At 73.0% G+C, this 1,646-nt stretch carries 2 protein-coding genes and 1 pseudogene; 1 reads left to right on the top strand and 2 read right to left on the bottom strand.

What is annotated here, in order from left to right; translation table 11 throughout:
- The coding region (locus AB0J09_RS64295) for a type 1 glutamine amidotransferase (RefSeq protein WP_360714283.1) at positions 1–482 on the top strand (482 nt) is incomplete at its 5' end.
- Here the strand turns inward: AB0J09_RS64295 and AB0J09_RS64290 are convergent.
- Both AB0J09_RS64290 and AB0J09_RS64285 read right to left on the bottom strand, forming a co-directional pair.
- Positions 451–1,191, bottom strand: coding sequence for a sulfite exporter TauE/SafE family protein (locus tag AB0J09_RS64290; protein WP_360714281.1), 741 nt, complete (start codon positions 1,189–1,191; stop codon positions 451–453). The genes AB0J09_RS64295 and AB0J09_RS64290 overlap by 32 nt on opposite strands.
- Before the next feature lie 43 nt (positions 1,192–1,234).
- Positions 1,235–1,646: pseudogene (locus AB0J09_RS64285) on the bottom strand (hypothetical protein); the annotation flags it as partial.

The raw sequence follows: 1,646 nt of genomic DNA, 5'->3' as shown, positions 1-1,646 counted from the left end.
TCGGCATCTGCCTGGGCGGCCAGCTGCTCGCGGAGGTCGCTGGTGGCGAGGTGACCGGCGACGCCGGGGCGCCGGAGAACGGCAGCCTGCCGCTCACGATCCGTCCCGAGGCCGCCGACGACCCGCTGTTCCACGGGTTGCCCGGGGTGGTGCCCGCGGTCGAGCACCACAAGGACGCGATCACCCGGCTGCCCGGCGGGGCCGTCTGGCTGGCGGAGACGAGCGCGTGCCCGTACCAGGCGTTCCGGGTGGGCGAGCGGGCCTGGGGCGTGCAGTTCCACCCCGAGGTGCTGCCCGCACGCATCCGGGAGTGGTCGCCGGACGGGTTCGACCCCGAGGTGGTCTACGCGAGGGCGGTGGCCGACGAGCCGGTGTCCACGCCGATCTGGCGCCGGGTCACGGCCCGCTTCGCCGCGCTCGCCACCGGGGCGCACGACGCGGATCTGGGGATCAGCGCGAGTACGAGTCCCAGCCCAGTTTGATCGCCACCGCCAGCCCGCAGGCCGCTGCCACATAGCGCAGGCTGTTGCCCGGCAGCCTGCGGGCGATCGTCGGCCCGATCCACCCCCCTACCAGAAACCCGGCCGCCAGCGGCACCGCCGCGCCCCAGTTCACCGGCCCGAACAGCGCGAACCCGAGCGCCGCCACCGCGTTCGCCAGCCCGGACATCACGTTCTTCATCGCGTTCAGCTTGGCCGCCGAATGGTCCAGCATGAAGGCCAGCACGGCGAACACCATCAGCCCTCCGGCCGCGCCGAAATACCCGGTGTAGATCGTCACGGCGAACAGCGCCACCCGCCCCAGCAGGCCGTGCTCGCCGTGCACCCGCCCCGACGGCGGCCTGACCAGCAGCAGCGAGGCCATCGCGATCAGCCATGGCGCGATCAGCTCGAACGTCCTTGACGGGGTCACCAGCAGCAGCAACGCGCCCGTCGCCCCGCCGACCGCGGCCACTGGACCGAGCTTGAGCACCCGGCCGCCCTCACCGGCCAGCTCGGGCCGCGAACCGGCGGCCGCGCCGATGCCGGTGAAGACGAGGGCCACGGTGTTGGTGACGTTCGCGGTCAGCGGGGGCAGGCCGAAGGCCAGGAGCGCCGGATAGGAGACGATCGAGGCGAGGCTGACGACCGTGCTCACCACCCCGGCCGCGACACCGGCTCCGAGCAGGCCGAGCATTTCTCCGACGATCACCCCGATATGCTATGGGTTGTCCGTTTTGTCCATCCGGTCAGGGCTATCTCAGCGCGCTCACGATGGCGCGGGCCGTGGCCTGCCAGATCGGGGTGGCGGGGCGGATGACGTCGAAGTGGTCGCCGGGCATTTCGACGTAGGTCACGTCGTCGCCGGACTCCTCGGCGGCCCGTGCGTAGCGGCGGCTGAAGTCGACCAGGTCCAGGTCGTCGGCGGCGCCCTGGACGATGAGCTGGCGTACGCCGAGCGGGAGCCGGAGGAGGGGTGATGCCTCCGCGTACAGACGCACGTCCTCGTCACTGGTGCCGCCGCCGAGGTCATCCGGCCCCGCATCGTGGTCGAGTGCGGCGGGGCGGTCGAGGGCCGCGGGCGCGTGCCTCCCGAGCGCGGAGGCCACGGCGCCGGCGCTGAGCCACCGCCTGTCGCCCTGGACGAGGTCGAGCACGCCTGCCAGC

It is taken from the genome of Nonomuraea sp. NPDC049784 (assembly GCF_040659615.1).
Classification (GTDB): domain Bacteria; phylum Actinomycetota; class Actinomycetes; order Streptosporangiales; family Streptosporangiaceae; genus Nonomuraea.
The sequence above is the reverse complement of the archived record's forward strand: the minus strand, read 5'-3'. Positions and strand labels throughout refer to the sequence as shown.